A 6,459-nucleotide genomic window follows, 5' to 3' on the forward strand; every position below is an offset into this window, starting at 1 on the left:
CCGTGACGCTGAGCGCGCTCGGGCTCGCCGGGGTCGCGTTCGTCGGGCTCTGCGCCACCGCCCCGCGTCCGAGCGTCGCCACGCCGCCGGTACTGCTGCCGCTGACATCGCTGGCCAGGGACCTCGGGGCGCCGCACCTGCCGGACATCCTCGCGAACCTCATCATGTACGCGTCGATCGGGCTGTCCTGCCTGGGCCTGGCCATGATGCTGTGGGCCAACAGCCGGGGCTGGTCCCCCAACCCGCGGCGTGTCTTCTGGACCGCGGCCGGCGCGGTCGCGGTGCTGGTGAACATCACCCCGGTCGGCTCGTCGGACGCGGCCAGCTACGCCACCTACGGGCGGATCGCCGCGCTCGGCTACAACCCGTACACGTTCCTGCCCGCCGACCTGCCCGGTGGCAAGAACAACCCGTACACGATGCTGGTCAGCCCGCAGTGGCAGCACACGCCGTCGGTGTACGGGCCGGTGGCGGCCTGGACGCACCTGCTCGCCGCGCAGATCGGCGGCGCCAAGCCGTGGGCCACGATCTGGGTGCTGATGATCATGATCGGGGCGGCGTTCCTCGTCACCGGTTACGTGCTGCTGCGGACGGCGGCCGACCCGGTGCGCGCCGTGCTGTTGTGGGTGGCGAACCCGCTGCTGATCACCGAGCTGGTGATCGGCGGCCACATGGACGCCTTCGTCGCGCTGTTCGCGATCGCGGCCATCGTCGTGTCCAGACGCTGCACCACCGTCTGGCATGACGTGCTCGTGGGGCTGCTCGTCGGCGCGGCGCTCGGCATCAAGGTGAGCGCCGGCTTCGTCGCGCTCGGCATCGCGATCCCGCTGATGCACGACCGCGCGTGGGCGCGGCTGGTCAGGATCGCCACCGTCGCCGCGGCGACCACCCTGGGGCTCTACTACTTCAGCTACGGCTTCATCGCCCTGAAGCCGGTGGCCAACGCCTCGACGATGGTCATCTCCCCCACCGTCTGGCGGGTCGTAGAGGCGATCTTCGGCGCCGGCCACCCGGTGACCACCGTGATCGGTTTCACCTGGCCGCCGCTCATGCTCTTGCTGGCCTGGTACCTGTACAACCGGCTCTCGCCGGACGTCCCGACCGTGGTGGCGGCCACCTGCGCGCTGACGTTCGCCTGGCTGCTCGTCGCGCCGTGGTCGCTGCCCTGGTACGCGTCGGTCGCGTGGGTGGCGCTGGCGCTGCTGCCGCGCAACACGCTCACCCGGTGGCTGACTCTTGCAACGGCCACCTTGTCGTTGCTTCACTTCAATGGTGGACATCCAACGAACGTGCCAGTCGGCCCGATGCCGTAAGGGGCCGTCTGCTCCTGAGGGCAGAGCGTCATGAGCCCGGTCGCGCCGGGCAAGGTAGCCGTGGTGACCGGGGCGGCGAGCGGGATCGGGCTGGGCCTGTCCGAGCGGTTGGCCGCCGAGGGCATGCACGTCGTGATGGCCGACGTGGAGGAGTCCGCACTGGCGAAGGCGGCGTCCGCGCTCGCGGGCAACGGGGCGTCGGTGCTGCCGGTGCTCACCGACGTGGCGGACCCCGCGGCCGTCGACGCGCTGCGCGACTCCGCGGTGGCCGCGTTCGGCGCGGTGCACGTCGTCTGCAACAACGCCGGCGTGGGCGGGCCGCACGGGGCGCTGTGGGAGTGCCCGCCCGGTGAGTGGGACTGGGTGCTCGGCGTGAACCTGGGCGGGGTGATCAACGGCGTGCGCACCTTCATGCCGCTGCTGCTCGAGCAGGACGCCGGGCACATGGTGAACACCTCGTCGATCTTCGGCGTGTTCGCCGGGACGCTCGGCCCGTACGGGGTGTCCAAGCACGCGGTGGCGGCGCTGACCGAGACGCTGTACTTCAACCTGAAATCGCTTGGCGTCTCGCACGTCGGCGTGTCGGTGCTGTGCCCGGGGGCGGTGCGCACGAACTTCGGCACGTCGGCGCGGAACCGGCCGTCGTGGGCGGGGCCGCCCGTGGTGCGCGGCGAGGCCGAGCAGGAGAGCGCGGAACGGTTCGACAGGCTGTCGGCCACGGGCGCCTCCCCCGCGGAGGTGGCCGCGATCGTGGTCGACGGAATCCGTGCGCGGCGGTTCTACCTCCTCACGTCGGAAAACAGGAATGAGGCGGTCACCAGGCGGGGCGAGGAGATCGTGGCCGGCGGGCCGCCTGAGCCGCCCGTATCGTTCGTCTAGGCTTGGCGGCTATGAGCACCGCGTCTTCGTCTTCGTCTTCGTCCTCGCCGCCGTCCGCCAAGCAGGTCCCGTTCGAGCGCACCTACCACGGCGACACGGTGACCGATCCGTACGCCTGGCTAGCCGATTCCAAGGATCCCGAGGTCCTCGGCTACCTGGAGGCGGAGAACGCGTACATGTCGGCGCAGACCGCCGGGCTGGCGGGCCTGCGGGCCGAGGTCTTCGGCGAGATCAAGGCGCGCACCCAGGAGACCGACCTGTCCGTCCCGGTGCGTAAGGGCGGCTGGTGGGAGTACTCGCGCACCGTGGAGGGCCAGCAGTACTCGATCTTCTGCCGCCGCCGTGTGCTCGACGGCGAGGTCAGGCCGCCGCTGCCCGAGGACGGCAAGCCGCTGGAGGGCGAGGAAGTCCTGCTCGACAGCAACGAGCTGGCGGCCGGCGCTGGCTTCTTCCGGCTCGGCGCGCTGTCTGTCAGCCCCGGCGAGTCACTGCTCGCCTACTCGACCGACTTCTCCGGCGACGAGCGGTACACGCTGCGGATCAAGGACCTGGCGACCGGGCAGACGCTGCCCGACGAGATCCCTGACACGTTCTACGGCTGCGCGTGGTCGCTGGACGCGTCTGCCTTGTTCTACGTCACGGTGGACGAGGCGTGGCGGCCGTACCGGGTCTGGCGGCACCGGGTCGGCACGCCAGCGTCGTCCGACGTGATCGTGTACGAGGAGGCCGACGAGCGGTTCTGGCTGTCGATCCACCTGTCCCGCGACGACAAGTGGGTCTCCATCTTCGTGGGAAGCAAGCTGACCAGCGAATGGTGGCTGCTCGACTCCGCAGCGCCCGAGGGCACGTTCACCGTGGTCGCGCCGCGACGGCAGGGCGTCGAGTACGACGTCGAGGTCGCCGCGAACCGGCTGCTGATCGTGCACAACGACGGCGGCGCGGAGAACTTCGAGCTCGCCACCGCGCCGTTGCCCGGCACCGGTGACTCGCGCACCTGGACGCCGCTGATCCCGTACCAGGCCGACACCCGGCTGCTCGGCGTGGACGCGTTCGCGTCGCACACCGTGGTCTATTTCCGTCGCGGCGGGCTGACCGGGCTGCGGGTGCTGGCCGCCGACGGCGAGTCGCGGGAGATCCAGTTCCCCGAGCCGGTCTACACCGTGTCGCCCGGCTCGAACCCGGAGTACACGCAGACCACGTACCGGCTCGGCTACAACTCGATGATCACGCCGGGCACGGTGTACGACTACGACATGGTGACCGGCTCGCTGACGCTGCTGAAGCAGCAGCCGGTGCTGCCATCACCCGCGGGCGTGCCGTTCGCAAGCGACGAGTACGAGCAGCACCAGGAGTGGGCCGTGGCACCCGACGGGACGCGGGTGCCGATCTCGCTGGTGTGCCGCAAGGGCACGCCGCGCGACGGGTCCGCGCCCTGCCTGCTGTACGGGTACGGCAGCTACGAGCACTCCATCGACCCGACGTTCTCGATCTCCCGGCTGTCGCTGCTCGACCGCGGCTTCGTCTTCGCGATCGCGCACGTCCGCGGCGGGGGCGAACTGGGCCGCCCGTGGTACATCCACGGGAAGATGCTGGAGAAGAAGAACACGTTCACCGACTTCGTGGCCTGCGCCGCGCACCTGGTCGCCACGGGCTGGACGTCGGCGTCCCGGCTGGTCGCCCGCGGCGGCTCGGCCGGCGGCCTGCTGATGGGAGCGGCGGCGAACCTGGCCCCCGGCGCGTTCGCCGGGATCGTCGCCCAGGTGCCGTTCGTGGACGCGCTGGACACGATCCTCGACCCGTCGCTGCCGCTGACCGTCACCGAGTGGGAGGAGTGGGGCGACCCACTGCACGACCCCGAGGTGTACTTCTACATGAAGTCCTACACCCCGTACGAGAACGTCGCCGCGGCGCCGTATCCCGCGATCTTCGCGATCACGAGCCTGCACGACACCCGGGTGCTGTACCACGAGCCCGCCAAGTGGATCGCCCGACTGCGGGCTGTCGCCTCTGGCGGCCCGTTCCTGCTGAAGACCGAGATGGAAGCCGGTCACGGTGGCCGCAGCGGCCGCTACGACGCCTGGCAAGAGGAAGCGCTGGTACTGGCCTGGTCCATCGCGACGGCCACGGCCGCCGCGGGCTGATAGCTATTCGAGAACCGTGACGGGCGCGCCGACGGCGATCGGCTCCCCGGGAGCGCCGGGATGCGGGGCGTCCGGGATCAGTTGGACGCCGAACCAGACCTTGCCGTCCCACCTGCGGTGCCTGGAGAGGGTGACGAGCGGTTCCTTGCCCTTCACCGCCGTGTCCGGATCGACCGTTGTGAGCACGCAGCGGTCGCAGCCCTTGGCGACCCGGAACGTGACCTCGCCGATGCGCACCCTGCGCCAGCCGTCCTCCGCCCAGGCGGGCGCGCCGGCGACCACCACGCTGGGACGGAACCTGGTCATCGGCAGCGGCCCTTCGGCGAACCGCGGCCCTTCGAGGATCCAGTCGTTCAGCGCGGCCAGCGACTCCCGCGAGGTGAGCAGCAGCGGGTACGCGTCGGCGAGCGACACCCGGTCACCGGGCCGACTGTAGGCCGGGTTCGTCGCCCGCCGGGTCGGGTCGTCCAGGTACACGAGCCGCACTGGCTCGTCGATGATCTTGCCGAGCCACTCGGACGCCTCGTCGCAGGCCTGGGCGGCCACCAGGTCGCTGTTCCACACGCTGACCGGGACCAGGGCGGTGGCGGGCGGCACCGGCACCGTCAGCTCTGGCAGGCCAGGCGCGGTCAGCCGAATGCCGCCGGAGTCGAGCCGCGGCGTGACGAGCACCAGGTCCGGGTACTCCCTGGCCGTGACCGGGGCGCCCGCGCTGTCTACGACCATCCACCGGCGGTCCCCGGCGAGCCCCCAGGGCTCGACGAGGGCCTCGCTCAGCCGCTCGCCCCGGCAGGACTTGACCGGGTATCGCCAGATGTCGGTGAGCTGGATCGGCATACCTCGATGGTGCCATGCCGCGTGGGTTCACGACTCCTTGAAATAGTGACCTTCGTCAAGGTCGGCGATGAGCCCCGGGTGGTCTGGCTGCCAGCCGAACTGCTTTCGCGTCCGCGCGCTCGAAGCCGGAACGTCGAGCGACGCGAAGACCGCGAACAGACCGAAATGACCGGCCGCCTCCTGCTGGGAGAGCCCGGTCACCGGCAGGTCAAGGTGCTTGCCGATAACCTCGGCGATGTCCCTGAACGGCACGCCCTCGTCGCCGACGGCGTTCAGCCGGGTGCCTGCCGGGGCGCTCTCGACCGCCAGCCGGAACAGCCGGGCGGCGTCCAGCCGGTGCACGGCCGACCAGCGGTTGGCCCCGTCGCCCACGTAGGCTGCCAGGCCCTTCGCGCGGGCGATGCCGATGAGAGCCGGGACGAAGCCGTGATCGCCCTCGCCGTGGACCGTCGGCGGCATTCGCAGTACCGACGCGCGGACACCGCGCCCGGCGAACGCGAGCGCCGCGCGTTCCGACACGCGGGGATACGCCGGGTTCTCCGGCGCCGCGTCCTCTTCGGTGGTGACGTGTCCCGGCGCGGGCGCGGGCATCCCCGAGGCGACGACGAGCGGCCTGCCGGATCCGGCGAGCACTTCGCCGATCGCCTCGATGGCGCGCCCGTCGGTCCTTGCGTAGGACGCGGCGTCGTTGTTTTCCGAGAAGTCGTGGATGTAGGCGGTGTGGATCACGCCGTCGGACGAGGCCGCGCCGCTGCGCAGGCTGTCGAGGTCCGCAAGGGAGCCGCGGTGCACGTCGGCGCCGGCGGCCGCCAGGGCCGCGGCGGAGTTGTCAGAACGGGCCAGGCCGGTGACCTGATGGCCCGCGTCGATAAGGTCGCGGACGACGGCGGAGCCGATGAAACCGGTCGCGCCGGTAACGAAAACACGCATGATGCGCTCCTTCCTGATGGCCCGGCCTCAGGTATCGGCCGGTACCTTCAGGTTGCGCGCGACGACCGCGCCTCGTCCAAGACTTGTTCCGGACCAGGCGATACGTTTCAGGCATCACCGCAGCTCATATTGATTTACCAGCGTTGGGTATTACGATGGGATCATGCCTGATCTGGAACACCCGGTCGACCTGGACTTGCGGCTGGTGCGGTACTTCGCCGCCGTCGCCGAGCACCGGCACTTCGGCCGCGCCGCCGCCGAACTGCGCGTCGCGCAGCCGTCGCTGAGCCGGCAGATCCGCCAGCTCGAGCAGCAGCTCGGCGCGCAGCTGCTCGACCGCACCCCGCAAGGTACCCGGC

General features: G+C 70.8%; 6 protein-coding genes. 4 read left to right on the plus strand and 2 right to left on the minus strand.

Annotated features, from left to right (window positions below; translation table 11 throughout):
- From WA805_RS27145 to WA805_RS27155, 3 genes are all read left to right on the plus strand, one after another.
- A partial coding sequence (locus tag WA805_RS27145) for a hypothetical protein (RefSeq protein WP_425240872.1) occupies nucleotides 1–1,313 on the plus strand: 1,313 nt, incomplete at its 5' end.
- Nucleotides 1,314–1,343: 30 nt separating this feature from the next.
- Nucleotides 1,344–2,192 carry an SDR family NAD(P)-dependent oxidoreductase gene (locus WA805_RS27150; protein WP_425243761.1) on the plus strand — a complete coding sequence of 283 codons (849 nt, stop codon included), beginning with the start codon at nucleotides 1,344–1,346 and terminating at the stop codon, nucleotides 2,190–2,192.
- A gap of 11 nt (nucleotides 2,193–2,203) precedes the next feature.
- A complete protein-coding gene (locus tag WA805_RS27155; RefSeq protein ID WP_422286731.1) occupies nucleotides 2,204–4,333 on the plus strand; it encodes a S9 family peptidase in 2,130 nt (709 codons plus the stop codon).
- Between the two features lie 3 nt (nucleotides 4,334–4,336).
- Here WA805_RS27155 and WA805_RS27160 read toward each other — a convergent pair whose 3' ends face one another.
- Together WA805_RS27160 and WA805_RS27165 are read right to left on the minus strand one after the other, a co-directional pair.
- Entirely contained in the window at nucleotides 4,337–5,170 is an 834-nt protein-coding gene (locus WA805_RS27160; RefSeq protein ID WP_422286729.1) for an MOSC domain-containing protein, read from the minus strand.
- Nucleotides 5,171–5,197: 27 nt separating this feature from the next.
- Nucleotides 5,198–6,100 (minus strand): SDR family oxidoreductase, encoded by a 903-nt coding sequence (locus WA805_RS27165; RefSeq protein WP_424562839.1) that lies wholly within the window; start codon nucleotides 6,098–6,100, stop codon nucleotides 5,198–5,200.
- A gap of 163 nt (nucleotides 6,101–6,263) precedes the next feature.
- Here WA805_RS27165 and WA805_RS27170 point away from each other — a divergent pair.
- Nucleotides 6,264–6,459: LysR family transcriptional regulator (locus WA805_RS27170; protein WP_425243762.1), on the plus strand; the 196-nt coding region annotated here is incomplete at its 3' end.

It is taken from the genome of Trebonia sp., from assembly GCF_049794275.1.
GTDB lineage: Bacteria > Actinomycetota > Actinomycetes > Streptosporangiales > Streptosporangiaceae > Trebonia.